A 13,140-nucleotide genomic window follows, 5' to 3' on the forward strand; every position below is an offset into this window, starting at 1 on the left:
GGGGAAGCGCCGAAACTGCGACCTGGAGGGAGGAATCGCGACCTGAAGGGATCTGCGGGGGCGGTGGATCCGCTCGGGTCGCGATAAGTGTCCTTCCGGTGGCTGGGGAAGAACCGAAACTGCGACCTGGAGGGAGAAATCGCGACCTGAAGGGATCGGCGGCAGACCTGGCATGGCCGCGTCGCTGGCGGAGCCGAGTCAGATCAGGCGGACGTCGACGCCGAGGGCGGCATAGGTCGACAGAGCTCGGCGATCGCAGGAGAGCAAGGTGATCCCCTCCGTCCTGGCGGCCAGGCCGACCAGCCCGTCTCGTCGTAGACGGCGCCGCCGGCGATCCCCGCTTAGGCGAAGAGCGGCACGGCGCCGACGGCGATGCTCGGCGGAAGCGCGACGGAGCCCGGAAACTCCCGAGAGATCAATCGTGCGGCATGCGCGGCCGTCAGTCTGCTCGAGTCGGGGAGTCGAGTCAGCACGGAGAACGTCTCGACCATGGCGTGTCCGGCGAGGCCGAGGACCAGGGCACACGCTCCCGCGGTGGGGGATCGGCGCGCGGCGCGGTCAGCTGCCGCGCTTGCGCGAGACCCAGACCACACCGGCGCCCACGGCGATGATCACGACGGCGATCGCCGCGATGTAGACGGCGACGCCGCCGTAGCCGCCGACGTTCGCCGGGTCGAGGAAGGGGTAGGGGTACCAGCCGCGGGCGCCCGTGCGGGGGTTGATGATGAGGTTCGCGCGCACCAGCGTGTACACGGCCCACACGATCGGGAAGATCGCGGTGATGGCGACGACGCCCCAGCCGAGGCGGCGTCGACGCGGCGCGAGGAGCACGTCGGCCAGCATCAGCAGCGGCCCCACCACGTGCATCATCTCGTTGGCCCACTCCACGGTCGAACCCTGCGGGAGTTCGATGCCACGCAGGAGGGTGTTGTAGACGATGCCGGTGACGATCATGTAGGTCGACCCGCACGCGAGCAGGATCGCGATCCCGCGCGGCTCCGGCTCTTCCGAGAGGGTCCCCGATGCTCCCGAAGGGCGAAGGCTCCACACCGCCACGATCACGAGCATCACCGCGGCCCAGATGTTCGACTCGATCGTGAAGAAGCTGAGGAAGTTCGCCACGATCGTCGGGAGGTGGGATCCGTAGGGCGTCGTCGCGTGCAGCGCATTGCCCATCGTCACGACGAGCTGGTTGATCACGGCGGCCAGGATCGCTGCTGCCCCGACCAGCCGCACGATCGCCCACGGCTTCGTGGCGATCGCGAATCGGGCGGGACGGGACACGGCGCCATCGCGCGCGGGGGTCTGCATTCCTTGACGATAGCGGGGCGGCCCGGGCGGCCGGGGCCGCAACGGGGGATGGCCGGTTCCGCTCGGCGTCCCGCGGAAAGTGACCTCAAAGGTCCGATTGGTCAAATATCGGTGTCAGGTGTGTATAGCCTTAGGATTCGCTGGGTGCGCCGTCAATGCCGACGGCCCGGATTCGTGGAGTGCCTGTGGTTCGCTGGGCTCGTCTAGCGGTGCTGTTCGTGGTGGCTGTTCTCGCTTTGGTCGTGGGGGTGTTGTTCGCCGAGTCTGCCTCGGCGACGGCGGTCGCGGGATCGGTGGTCTCGCCGGAGGGGCCCGATGCGCCGGACGATCCGCATGGAAACACGACCAAGCTCGCGGACATGACCTTTGTCTACGACGCGTCAAGCCAGCACGTCGGTACGACGTATGCTGACGGCACGACCGTCAGCATTGCGAGAGATGCGACCGGACGGATTGCCGCTCGCACGGTGGGCCCGGCGGGGGCGGACCCAGCAAAAACGACGAAGTACCTGTATGCCGGTCCCGGAGACGCGGCATGGGGCCAGATCGCCGGGAGCACGGTCGCAACGAGTGCGACGCTGCCGGGCGGATTGAGCCGGACGGCGGTCGGGGCCACGGTCACGTGGTCGTTCCCCGATCTCCTCGGCCACGGGCTCATCACCCGCACCGGCACCACGACGGGCGCCATGCTGATGTGGGATCCGTTCGGCCAACCCGTTGACCCTGCCACCTTCGCACTGGGTACGCCCGCGACGGATGACGCGGCGCAAGTGTCCGGTGACACACTATGGCATCAGAGCGCGTTGAAGCCGGCCGAGTCCGCTGGGTCCACCTTGGTGATCGAGATGGGTGCCAGACTCTATGTCCCCGCGCTTGGCCGGTTCTTGCAGGTCGACTCGGTCGAAGGTGGCGTCGATAATGCCTACAATTACCCAACTGACCCCGTCAACGCCAACGACCTTACCGGCCTTCAGGCGCTTCGGGAGTCCATTGTTGACAATGGCCTTCTTGTTGCTGGTGTGGTTGGGCTATTTGCACTTGTTTGTGGAGTGTGCGCGATAGTTGGTGCTGTGGGCGCCGCCGTTAGTGTCGGGATGGGGGTGTACCGGGTGAGTACCGGGCGCCCGGAAGGTGTCGTAGACATTCTCAGTGGTGCGACAGGTGGGGTATTGGGCGCGGCGGCGCGAGCTGCCAAATCGGCGGCTGCCACGGCGCGCACCTTGACCGCCCGAAAGGTGACGAGGAAGTTCAACACCAGGACGGGGTGGCAGGGGTTCAATAACGCCGCGTCAAAAGCGGACGATGCGGCATTTTGGTTCGGCGCAGCGGAGACAGTGCGAGGTGCGGCTTCGGCCATTTCCTCAACTTGGGTGACAAAGAGCATAACTCTCGCGAATAGGCGCGCCGCTGGGGGGAGAACGATTGCATACTGACCGACCGACTGCCAACTTTCTTCGGGTCTTCTTTCGAAGGCTCGCGATCGGCGCGGTCATCATTGTCATAGTGGTGGTTATACCTCCGACAACGGTAGCGGCGAAGATCTCGGCGTTTGTCGTTCTCCCCATCTTGTTATTAGTGGTCCAGGCCATTGAGGAACTTGTGAGGGCGAGACGGCGATCGATCGGTCATAGCCCGCTGGTGCCGTTGCACGTGAGAAACGAGCAAGATGTTCGAGAGCTGCGTGACGTGGCCGATCGGCTGCTGTCCTTCGGCGGCGATTCATCGGCATTTCGTTCCTCGGCCCAAGTCTCCGACCGGCTGAAAAGACTCAAGGCAAGTGCGTCAGGGCGAGCGGCATTGGACGACTTGCTCGAGGACCCCTCGCCCGTGGTGCGGATCATTGTGGCGGAGGCCGTCATGGATTGGGATATGCCTGCCGCGCGACGCGTTCTCTCCGACATCGTCGCGGAGCCTGCCTACTATGACTGGATCCTCGAACGTGCAGCGTCTGATCTCGCTCGTTGGGGTGATAGGAATGGGGATTCGTAGGCGACTGGTCAGCAGAGGTAGGCAGCCGGGCCGATGAATATGGCGCGAGTGCAGACGCTCGGAGCGGAAGGGGTGGTGTGACTCCGGAACTGGATCCTGAGCGAACCCTTGGCATATCCTTGGGATTCGCTGGGTGATGGAGGTGCCGATGCGTCGTGTTCAACGAGTGGCCATGGCTGTGGTCGCGAGCGGCGCCGTCGTGCTTGGCGCGGCGGTCGCGAGTCCGGCGTTCGCCGACGAGACGCCGCCGCCGATCGACATCGGCGACCTGCCTGCGCTTCCTTCTGAGCCGGTCATACCCGACGAGCCGCAGGTACCGGAGGGGGATTCGTATCCGCTCGCGCCGTGGCCCTACCCGGAGATCGGCACGTCGCTCGAGGCACCGAACGCTCCAGGACCGCGGCCTCTGCAGGTGCCGCCGGAGGCGTTCCGGCAACTGGAAGCACAGCGGGCGCAGCTCATCGACAGGTACGGCTCCGTCGAGGCGGGCGCCGCGGCCGAGGGCATCGACGTCGCGTCCCTGGAAGCGCCGGCACCGGTGCCGGCCGTGGTCGACACCAGGGCGATCGAACTCCGTCGACTCGCCCAGGAGCTCCACCTGAAGGTGCCGGCGAGCTGGACGTGGGCCGCGGGCGCGACCACGCTCTGGATCCTCTGACCTCGACCGTGCAACAGCGCGGCCCGCGGATCCCATCGCTCAGGGGTACTTCGTGAGCGCCTTCTGGAACTCGGCGGCCTTCTTCTCGCTCAGCATGTAGCGGCCGACGATCGCGAGCTGCAGGCCCTCCAGCGGCTCTCCGGTGCGCTGCGACGTCTGCTCGCGCGAGGTGCGGTACTCACCGGTCACATCGTTCGCGAGGTCGGTGATGTCGGCGTAGAACCAGCCCGGATCCGGTTCGTCGTCGCTGAACCACTCCCAGTCCACCTGGGTCTGAGGCGTCGCGCCGCCGTACATCTTCGAGATCATCGTCGGATCCACACCGCTGGCCGGGTCGTTGAACGCGACCATGCCGCGCCAGCCGTGCTGCACGATGATCGACTCGATCGTCCGCATCACCTCGAGCTTGTGGGCGTACCCGGTGACGGGGGTCGTCGTCGCCCAGGTGTCCGACGCGAACCGCACGAGCATCGACTCGCCGCCGTAGCCGTTGCGCTCCGGGCGCTCCTGGGCGTCGGCGGACTTCACCCACTGCAGCCCGTACTTCGCCGTCAGCTGCGTGCGCACGTCGGTCATCGTCTCGTCGGCCAGCGCCTGCAGGCCCTCCAGGGACTGCTGGTTCAGGAACGTGCTCGGATCCTTGTCCTTGATGCCCGGGTACGCCTCCCAGAGCTTCTGCTTCTCGGTCTTGTGCCCGTCGTAGGATCCGGTCGCGGCGACCCGCACGGCGCTGAGCGCCCCCATCGTGCCGACGTTGAGTACGAGGGAGATGGTCAGGGCGATCGCACCGAGCGCACGGCCCGCCCGGGTCGCGACCGCGGCGACCGCGAGGCCCAGCACCACGAGCTGCAGCACGAGCATGGTCGCGCCGAGGAAGGCGTCGGCCGCGCCGATCGCGAGCAGGATCAGGGACGTGATCACGAAGACGATCGACGCCGCGAGGGCGATCCAGCCGAGGGGGCTCCGCTTCTTCTGCGACGGGGTGCGCTCGCCGGGGCGCCGCGTTTCGTCTCGGTCGCCTGCGGCGTCCTCGCTCAACGACCCCGGGAAGGGGGCCGGGCCTGCGGTGCCGTTCGCCGACCCCGGGACCGGCGCGACCACGGGACCGAGCAGCGCGCGGCGCGCGCCGCGGTAGCCGCCGGGAGGCGGCATCGGCGGGGCTCCGGTCGAGTCGGACACGTACCGGGGCGGATCGCTGCGCTCTACCATGGCTTGTCCGTCCCGCTGCTGCCGCCGTCGTCGGTGCCGCCCTGCTGGTTCTGCTGTCGCTCCTGCTCGCCCTGCTGCAGCTTCTTCTGCAGTTCGTCGAGCTTGCTCGGGTCGGGCGTCGGCTGCTGCGGGTCCTGCTTCTGGTCGGGGTTCTGCTGCGGATCCTGCTGCTGCTTCTGCTGCTCGTCCTGCTGCTTCTGCTGCAGCCGATCCTTCTGGTCCTTGTTCGACTGACTCATATCGCGCTGGGGATCCGGGGACTGCTGCTGCGCCTGCTCGCTGTCGCACTCCTTCGGGCGCTCCGCGTTCACCTGCAGCGCCCGGGCGTAGAACTCCAGGGCGGTGACGTGGTCTTGATCGTCGGCCGCCGCATCGCCCTCACGTTCGAGCACCAGCGCCAGGTTGAACCGCACCGCGCACACCTCGAGTCCGTGCGCGAGCTTCAGCGACTCCTCGAACTTCTTCTGCCCTGCCGCGAGCTTGCCCGACTCCGCGAGCCCCACGCCCTGGTCGAACGGCGCCTTGTAGGGCTCGAACCAGTTCGCCGGGTTCAGGTTCTCCGCCGCGCTCACCGACCCGGTGTAGTCGCCGGCGACGTACGCGGTGATCGACTGATAGGCGAAGGCGTACAGGCTCACCAGCTTTCCGACGAACAGCACGGCGACGAGGATCAGCGGGAGCGAGCACCAGGCGATCCAGCGGCGCACGGCACGGCGACGCCGGTTCGCCGCGAGGAGCAGCGACGGGACATCGCGACTCCGACCGAGCGGCGTTCCGTCCCGGTCGCGTGCGGCGTCCTCGCTCGACGACCCCGGGTGGGGGTGCTCGCTCGAAGACTCGGCCGGGGCGGGGAGGACGTGGCTCATGCGTCACCTCCCTGCCTCGGTCGCACCGAGAGCCCGCGCATCCGCAGGATCAGCATCGTTGCCCGGGTGATCTCGGCGCACAGCAGCGCGGCGATCACGAGCGCGACGATCCAGCTCAGGTCGGTCGGCTGGGTGAGCGGGTCGTCCTCCCGGTACGCCGTGGTCGAGGTCGGCGCAGGCGGCAGCTGCGCCTTCTTCTCGGCCGTGCGATGCTCGTAGCCCACGCCGAGCTCGCCCGCGATCTGCTGCAGGTTCTTCTCGTCGATGCGGCTGAGCGCGTCGGATCCCTGGTACTGGATGTAGTCGCCGGAGCCCGAGAGCGCGCCCGTGGTCTCCCGCATCGGACCGCCCTTCGCCGTGCCGTAGCCGAGCACCTCGCCGCCGGAGACGAGCTTCTTCGAGGTCGCGAACGACTCGGGCGAGGTCGAGACGGTCTGCTCGCCGTCGCCGAGGTAGAAGACCATCCGCGCGCGGTCGGGTGCCGCCTTCTGCGCGCTCTGCAACGTCTGCGCGAGCAGCTGGTTCGCGATGCCGATCGAGCTGCCCTTCGACTGCCGGGTCACCTCGGGCTGCAGCACGTCGACCGCCGAGATCAGCGCGCCGGTGTCGGTGGTCAGAGGGAGGCGCAGCACGGCATTCGCGTCGAACGTGATGAGCGCGAACCGGGCGCCGGGGTACGCCTCCGCGATGCGGCGCACGTCTTCCCGCACGCCCGCCAGGCGGGTGATGTCACCGGCCGAGGCGGTGGATCCCTGCGCGCCGTCCCAGTCCTCGGCGACCATGCTGGCGGTGGTGTCGACGGCGATCACCACATCCGTGGCCGACGCGAGGGTGCGAACCTGACCTCCGGGCACGCTCGGGCGCAGCAGCAGCACGCCGCAGGCCAGCACGAGCAGGATCCGGAGGATCCACAGGACCGGGCCCGCGCCGGCCCCCGCCGACGACCGCGTCTCGTCTCGGGCGCGCTCCGCGCGTCCTCGCTCGACGACCCCCTGCTGTGCGCCTCGGGAGGAGACGCTGCGCACGAGCATCCACACCGCGGCGCCCAGCACGGGCAGCACGAGGAGGATCACCAGGAACGGTGCGATGACGGGCTGGAGGATCACAGGCGCACCCTCCACAGCAGCACGACGAAGCCGAGGGCGAGCATGGTGAGCGCCGCGATCCACAACTGCGGCACGTCGGTCCAGATGACGGTGGCCTGTCCCTTCAGCTGGGATGCCTCCTGCTTCTGCACCTGCGCGATGATGTCGCCGACGGTCGTGGTCTCGCGCAGCGCGTAGGCCTTGCCGCCCGTCACCGCGGCGGCGTCGGCCAGGCCCTGTGAGCCCTGCTGGTCGATGCCGTCGACCGGATTGATCGTGTAGACGCGGATCTTCTTCGACGCCGCGTAGTCGGCCGCCTCCGGCAGCGTGACGATCGGGGATCCGTTCAGCTCGTTGTCGGTGGCGAGGATGATCGAGCGGGCGCGCTGCTGGTCGGCGTGGTCGAAGCGCATCACGCAGGAGGCGAGGCCGTCGCCGATGAGCGAGGCGCCCACGCCGTTCATCGTGCCGACCCACTGCTCCGGCACGGCGGTCGAGTAGTCGAAGCCCTTCATCAGGCTGCGCAGGCGCTCTCGGATGAACGCGTAGTCGTCGGTGAGAGGGAAGACCTGCACGGCCGAGCTGTTGAAGATCGTCAGCCCGATGCGCTCGCCCTTGAACCCGTCGGCGAGCTTGTCGAAGATCGACACGATCTCCTTGTCGACATCGGTCATGGATCCGGAGACGTCCAGGCACAGCATGATGTCGCGGTTGGTCGACACCGGCTGGATCGTCTTCTGCGCCACCGGTCGCGCCGCGACCACGCCGGCGAGCACCACCGCGAGCATGCCGAGGGCGACGATCCCCGCGAGCGCCGCCTGGCGCCGCCGCACCGCGCGACGGAACGCCGGCAGCGCGCGGATGCGCTCGGCCCGGGCGATCGGGGCGCCGTGGTCCGCAGATCCGCCGCCGCGCCCGCGCAGCCCGAGCAGCACGCCGAGTGCGATCGCGAGCAGCAGCGCGCCGGCGACAGCGAGCAGGATCCAGGCGTTCGCTAGTACCACGTCGTCACCACCGTGCGGGCAGCCTCGGCGCCGACGAGCGGGTCGATGGGGGCGGTGCGCCGGAAGATGCTCGGATAGTAATTGCGTCCGATCGCGTCGATGAGCGCGGGGTGCACGCCGAGGCGCACCAGGTCGTCGAGCGCCAGCACCGGCGCCTCGATGCCGCTGTACTCGTTGACGAACCCGCGCACCGTGCGGCTGAGATCGAGGTTGGCGCGACGGGCGTCGGTGGCCCCCGCGCGGTAGTCGGCCTCGATCTGCGCGATCGCCCCGAGGTATTCCTGGCGCAGCACGGTCGCGACGTCGGCGGTGAGCAACGGGACCGGGCCCGGGGAGGCAGCCACGGGGACCGCGCGGCGTGGTCGGGTCAGCACGATCACGAGCCACGCGGCTCCGGCGAGCAGCACGAGCACGCCGATCGCGAGCAGGATCCAGCCCCCGCCGTACTGGGCCGGCGGGTACAGCTCATCGGTGCCGGACATGAGACCTCGCATCCAGCATCGCGAGGAGACCGGCGACCGCCTCGTCCTGTGCGCCGAGGGCGACGTGCGTGATCTCCAGACGCCGCAGCAGCTCCCGCGTGCGCGCGGCGTCGGCGGCGTCGGCCGCCTGCAGTTCGGCGGCGAGCTCGGCGTCGCCCTGCAGGAACTCGGGGATCGCCCAGTGCGAGGCGACGTCGCGACGTGCGCGCTGCGGGAGGCGCGGCGACGCGCTGCCCGCGGGGGCGTCGAGCGAGGACGCGGCGCGCGAAGGACCGGCCGGGCGCGCTGCGAGCACCGGATCCGCGTCGTGCAGGGCGATCCAGAGCACGTCGTGCTGCACGCGCAGGCGCCGCAGCAGCCGCTCCGTCTCGTCGGACACCGGGGCGTCGTCGGTGACCACGACGACGATCATGCGCCGGGAGATCGTGCGCGCGACGTACGACAGCAGCGCGTCGCGGTCGCTCGGGACGGAGGCGGCGCCGACCGCGCGGTCGATCTGGCGCAGCGTGTGCTCGAGCGCGGCCTCGCTGCGGCCGATCTCGCGCCGCCGCACCCCGTCGGCGTCGCCGTTCACGAGGCAGAAGTCGTCGCCGTGCCGCAGGGCGAGCAGCCCCAGCACGCCGACCGTGAGGATCGCCAGATCCTTCTTCGGCCGCTCGTCGTGCGCGAGAGCGGCCATCGAGAGGCCGGTGTCGACGACGAAGAGCACGGTGTGCATGCGGGTGGCGAGCGACCGGCGCACGACGGCGGAGCCGAGCCGCGCCGTCGCCTTCCAGTCGATGTCGCGGATCTGGTCGCCGTATTCGTAGGCGCGCAGGTCGTCGAAGTCGAGGCTGTGCCCGCGCAGCAGTGACGCGTAGGCGCCGTCGAGCGCGTGCGTCGACTTGCGCGTCGAGTCGATGAAGAGCTTGCCCTTCACCGGCGTCAGCAGGCTGGCCATGGTGTCCTCCGGTTCCTGAGCCTGTCGAAGGTCAGGGGGTGGGCACGGCGCCGAACACGGCGTCGATGACGTCTTCGCTGCGCACGTTCTCCGCCTCGGCCTCGAAGGTCAGCAGCACGCGGTGGCGCAGCACCAGATGGCGCAGGTTCCGGACGTCCTCGGGGATCACGTACGAACGCCCGGCGAGCAGGGCGAGAGCGCGCGACGCCTGCAGGAACGCGATGGATCCGCGCGGGCTCGCGCCGTACTTGATGTACCCGCCGAGGGTCTCGCCGATGTACGGAACCGGGTTCCTGGTGACGTAGACGAGCGAGACGATGTAATTGCGGATGGCCGGATCCACGTACACCCGCGACGCGATGTCCTGCAGCTGCTCGACCTCGGCGAGCGAGATGGTCGTCTCGGCATGCCGGTCGGGATCCAGAGCACCGGAGTCGATGCGCGCGAGCACCTCGAGCTCGTCGGCGGGACTCGGGTACTCGACGATCTCCTTGAGCAGGAAGCGGTCCATCTGCGCCTCGGGCAGCTCGTAGGTGCCCTCCTGCTCGATCGGGTTCTGCGTGGCGATCACGAGGAACGGGCGCGGAACCCTGTGGATCTCGCCGCCGATCGTCGTCTGCCGCTCCTGCATCGCCTCGAGCATCGCCGACTGCGTCTTGGCGCTGGAGCGGTTGATCTCGTCGAGCAGCACGAAGTTCGCGTGCACCGGACCGAGCACCGTGCGGAAGGATCCGTTCGCCGCGTCGTAGATCTGCGTGCCGGTGATGTCGCTGGGCAGCAGGTCGGGCGTGCACTGGATCCGCTTGAAGTCGGCCTTGACCGTATCGGCGAGGGTGCTCGCGGCCGTGGTCTTGGCCAGGCCCGGCACGGACTCGAGGAGGATGTGGCCGCCGGCCATGAGCGCCAGCAGCAGGCTGGTGCGGAGGCGCTCCTGGCCTACCATGCGGGCGGAGTACGCCTTCGACACGATGTCGAGGATCTCGCGGGCGCGGGCCATCTCGGCCTCGGTCGGGGCGGGCTTCGGCTCGGTCGGGACGTCGGGCGTCGCCGGGGCGGTGGACGCCGGCGGGACGGAGGGTGCGGCCGGAGCGGTGGACGCGGGGGCGGCGCTCGCCGCTCCGGGCACCGGTGCCGTCGGGGCTGCGGGGGGAGCGGAGGGCGCGGCCGTCGCGGCGGCCTGCTCGCGACGCGTGCTCGGTGCGGGCGGCATCGGCGGCGCCGGAGGGATGATCGGGGCGCCCGTGGCCGCGGGCGGAGGCGGCGTCTGCGCGGCGAACGATCCCGCGTCGTTGTTCTGGCTCACGTGCAGCTCCCCCTGGTCCGTGTCGCGCGTCGACCACGCGCACCTCTGCCAGCGTAACCGCCGAGGCCGCGCCCGCCGCCTGTGCGGCATGGGGAGGACTCCCCATGCCCCGGGGGCGGCGCATCCGTGCAGCCCGGGCCCCGAACGGTGCGATCGCCCACCGCACGGGTTGTTGCCGAGTGCACCGGATCCGCGCGTGAACACGCCGTGCGGTGGGCGCGTTCCCGTGCATTCGGCGCTCCCCGCCCGGCTTTGCCGCCCGCCCCCTCCCGTACCCCCGGAGACCGATACCACGGGGTGACGTGCCGGGCGGTGTGAGGTCGTAGCGTGGATCCGACCGCATTCGACCGCGGAGAGGGGGCGGCATGACCGTCGAGGATCGGCAGGATCGTCGACGTCCGGCGCGCCGCCGGTTCGGGATCCTGGCCCTGCGCGTGGCGCCCGGGCGTGCGAACCTCGCGATCTGGGCCCTCGCGATCGCGTGCGCGCTGGCTCAGCTGGCGGTCGCCGTCTCGTTGGGCGTCACGCTCTACCGGATTCCGCTCGCCGCGGCCCTCATCCTGTCGCTCGTGCAGGCCGCGGCCATCGTGCTCGCGCTGTTCGCGCCCGTGTGGGCGACCCTGCTGGCTCTGATCGCGGGCAACGCGCTCGCCGGGCTGGCCGCAGCGACCCCCGATCAGCCGTGGCCGATCGCCGTGTCCACGATCGTGGCGAACACGCTGGTGTGGATCGGCGTCGCGCTCCGGGCGCGCTGGTGGCTGCCCGCTGCCGGGTGGGCGTTCAGCGTGCTCTCCGCCGTCATGGTCGCCGTCGACGCGCCCGTGAAGGCGGACGACGGCCGTACGATCGCCGACCTCGTCGTCTTCGCGGCCGTCACCCTCGGCGCCGTCCTGGTCGGCGTCGGGATCCGCAATTGGTCGCTGCTGCGTGCGCAGTTGCGGGCCGAGCGTGCGGCGACGGCCGTCGAGCTGGCCCGCCGCGAGGCCGTCGAGGACAAGGCGCGGATCGCCCGCGAACTGCACGACGTCGTCGCGCACGGGATGTCGGCGATCCAGGTGCGCGCCGCGAGCGCGCGCTACCGGATGCCCGATCTTCCGCCCGACGCCGCCGCGGAGTTCGACGAGGTCGCGGCGACGGCGCGGTCGGCGATGAAGGAGATGCGCGTGATCCTCGGGCTCCTCCGCGACGAGGAGGGGGAGGCCGAGCACGCGCCCCAGCCGGGCCTCGCCGACGTCCCCGAGCTGATCGCGCGGGCCGGCGACCTCGGTCCGGTGTCCGAGCGCGGGACGTGGGAGCTCACGGAGCGGGAGCAGCAGGATCCGATCCTGGGCCTCGCCGCGTACCGCGTGGTGCAGGAGGGGTTGAGCAACGTCGCCCGGCACGCCCCGGGCGCCGCCACGGAGGTGGTGTGGACGCAGACGCCGGCCGAGCTCGGGATCCGCGTGCGCAACACGGCCCCGGCGGGGCCCGCCGAACCACGCGCGGACGGGGGCGGGCACGGACTCCGCGGAATGCGCGAGCGGGTGGCGACGATGGGCGGCGCGGTGCACGCGATCGCCCAGGACGACGGCGGATTCGTGCTGCAGGTGCGGATCCCGAGGGAGGAGCGGTCATGACGACGGTGCTGATCGTCGACGATCAGGCGATGCTGCGGGCGGGGTTCGCCGCGATCCTGCAGGCGCAGGACGGGATCGACGTGATCGGGCAGGCGTCCGACGGTGCCGAGGGGGTCGACGAGGCCCGGCGGCTGCGCCCCGAGGTCGTGCTCATGGACGTGCGGATGCCGAACCTGGACGGGATCGAGGCGACCCGGCGGATCCTCGCTGCGGCGGAGCGAGACGGCCGTGCGGCGCCCGCCGTGCTGGTGCTGACCACCTTCGATGCCGACGAGTACGTGCACGAGGCGCTGCAGGCCGGCGCCAGCGGGTTCCTGCTCAAGGACGCCCTGCCCGAGGAGCTCGTGCAGGCCGTGCGGGTGGTCGCGGCCGGGGACGCGCTGCTCGCTCCGCGGATCACCCGGCGGCTGCTGGAGCGGTTCGCAGAGAGCCGACCCCGGACGAACGGCGCCGAGCTGCGGCTGAAGGGCCTCACGGAGCGCGAGCACGAGATCCTCGTGCTCGTCGGCCGCGGGCTGTCGAACCGCGAGATCGCGACCGACCTGTTCCTCGCCGAGCAGACCGTGAAGACGCACGTCAGCCGTGTCTTCGCGAAGCTCGGGCTGCGCGACCGGGTGCAGGCGGTGATCCTCGCCTATGACGCGGGGCTGGTGGCGCCCGCGGGGTGACGCCGCAGG

Annotated in this window: 12 protein-coding genes; 4 read left to right on the top strand and 8 right to left on the bottom strand. The window is 70.2% G+C overall.

The window, feature by feature from the left end:
• Positions 1 to 558 precede the first annotated feature (558 nt).
• Positions 559 to 1,311: a Pr6Pr family membrane protein gene (locus WFJ01_RS11585; RefSeq protein ID WP_336629086.1), complete on the bottom strand. Its 753-nt coding sequence runs from the start codon at positions 1,309 to 1,311 to the stop codon at positions 559 to 561.
• A 209-nt stretch (positions 1,312 to 1,520) separates the two neighbouring features.
• On the opposite strand from WFJ01_RS11585, the gene WFJ01_RS11590 reads away from it, so the two are divergent.
• Positions 1,521 to 2,744, top strand: a complete 1,224-nt coding sequence (locus WFJ01_RS11590) for an RHS repeat-associated core domain-containing protein (protein ID WP_336629087.1) — start codon at positions 1,521 to 1,523, stop codon at positions 2,742 to 2,744.
• Between the two features lie 728 nt (positions 2,745 to 3,472).
• On the top strand, positions 3,473 to 3,958 hold the full coding sequence (locus tag WFJ01_RS11595) for a hypothetical protein (RefSeq protein ID WP_336629088.1): 486 nt from the start codon (positions 3,473 to 3,475) through the stop codon (positions 3,956 to 3,958).
• Positions 3,959 to 3,997: 39 nt separating this feature from the next.
• On the opposite strand, the gene WFJ01_RS11600 is transcribed toward WFJ01_RS11595, so the two are convergent.
• Genes WFJ01_RS11600 through WFJ01_RS11630 form a run of 7 tightly spaced genes read right to left on the bottom strand, consistent with a single transcriptional unit; the run spans position 3,998 to position 10,541 of the window.
• Positions 3,998 to 5,167, bottom strand: a complete 1,170-nt coding sequence (locus WFJ01_RS11600; protein WP_336629089.1) for a hypothetical protein — start codon at positions 5,165 to 5,167, stop codon at positions 3,998 to 4,000.
• Positions 5,161 to 6,033 carry a hypothetical protein gene (locus WFJ01_RS11605; protein WP_336629090.1) on the bottom strand — a complete coding sequence of 291 codons (873 nt, stop codon included), beginning with the start codon at positions 6,031 to 6,033 and terminating at the stop codon, positions 5,161 to 5,163. Before WFJ01_RS11605 ends, WFJ01_RS11600 begins: the two co-directional genes overlap by 7 nt.
• On the bottom strand, positions 6,030 to 7,139 hold the full coding sequence (locus WFJ01_RS11610; RefSeq protein WP_336629091.1) for a vWA domain-containing protein: 1,110 nt from the start codon (positions 7,137 to 7,139) through the stop codon (positions 6,030 to 6,032). The genes WFJ01_RS11605 and WFJ01_RS11610 overlap by 4 nt, the downstream gene beginning before the upstream one ends.
• A complete protein-coding gene (locus WFJ01_RS11615; RefSeq protein ID WP_295034293.1) occupies positions 7,136 to 8,122 on the bottom strand; it encodes a VWA domain-containing protein in 987 nt (328 codons plus the stop codon). Before WFJ01_RS11615 ends, WFJ01_RS11610 begins: the two co-directional genes overlap by 4 nt.
• Entirely contained in the window at positions 8,113 to 8,604 is a 492-nt protein-coding gene (locus WFJ01_RS11620) for a hypothetical protein (RefSeq protein WP_295034294.1), read from the bottom strand. Before WFJ01_RS11620 ends, WFJ01_RS11615 begins: the two co-directional genes overlap by 10 nt.
• On the bottom strand, positions 8,588 to 9,544 hold the full coding sequence (locus WFJ01_RS11625; protein ID WP_336629092.1) for a DUF58 domain-containing protein: 957 nt from the start codon (positions 9,542 to 9,544) through the stop codon (positions 8,588 to 8,590). Before WFJ01_RS11625 ends, WFJ01_RS11620 begins: the two co-directional genes overlap by 17 nt.
• A 31-nt stretch (positions 9,545 to 9,575) precedes the next feature.
• Positions 9,576 to 10,541: an AAA family ATPase gene (locus WFJ01_RS11630; RefSeq protein WP_251444364.1), complete on the bottom strand. Its 966-nt coding sequence runs from the start codon at positions 10,539 to 10,541 to the stop codon at positions 9,576 to 9,578.
• A 671-nt stretch (positions 10,542 to 11,212) separates the two neighbouring features.
• Between WFJ01_RS11630 and WFJ01_RS11635 the strand changes: the two genes are divergently transcribed.
• Together WFJ01_RS11635 and WFJ01_RS11640 are read left to right on the top strand one after the other, a co-directional pair.
• A complete protein-coding gene (locus tag WFJ01_RS11635; RefSeq protein ID WP_336629093.1) occupies positions 11,213 to 12,463 on the top strand; it encodes a histidine kinase in 1,251 nt (416 codons plus the stop codon).
• Complete coding sequence (locus WFJ01_RS11640; protein ID WP_336629094.1) at positions 12,460 to 13,131, top strand: response regulator transcription factor; 672 nt, start codon at positions 12,460 to 12,462, stop codon at positions 13,129 to 13,131. The genes WFJ01_RS11635 and WFJ01_RS11640 overlap by 4 nt, the downstream gene beginning before the upstream one ends.
• Positions 13,132 to 13,140 lie beyond the last annotated feature (9 nt).

Origin of the sequence: Microbacterium sp. MMO-35, from assembly GCF_037147555.1 — a bacterium.
In the GTDB taxonomy this organism is placed as follows: domain Bacteria; phylum Actinomycetota; class Actinomycetes; order Actinomycetales; family Microbacteriaceae; genus Microbacterium.